Origin of the sequence: uncultured Photobacterium sp. (assembly GCF_947502415.1) — a bacterium.
Taxonomy (GTDB): Bacteria; Pseudomonadota; Gammaproteobacteria; order Enterobacterales; family Vibrionaceae; genus Photobacterium.
The window spans coordinates 1-260 of the sequence record NZ_CANMZV010000131.1 but is presented as its reverse complement, the minus strand read 5'-3'; the positions used below and the strand labels follow the sequence as shown (position 1 = coordinate 260).

Genomic DNA, 260 nt, shown 5'->3' with positions numbered 1-260 from the left:
AGTGGAGCGACTATCACTCGTGCTTTCTGCGGTACTTGTGGGAGCAGCCTGTTTATCTATCCCAAGATAGATCATGTGTACTATTTCGATGAGCATGATGTTATTTGTGTGGCTGCCGCCACTTTAGACGATCCGAATATGTTTAGTCCAGAATTTGCAGTCTTTGTTTCCAGGGCTCCGGCGTGGGCAATGTTCCCGAAAGGAATTGAACTTCATCAATAAATAGTTGGGTTCATCATGGTTAGTACCGAGGAAAATGT

At 44.6% G+C, this 260-nt stretch carries 1 protein-coding gene; it reads left to right on the top strand.

Annotation, left to right across the window (positions count from 1 at the left end):
• The coding region (locus Q0852_RS23825; protein WP_299022938.1) for a GFA family protein at nt 1-222 on the top strand (222 nt) is incomplete at its 5' end.
• Nucleotides 223-260 lie beyond the last annotated feature (38 nt).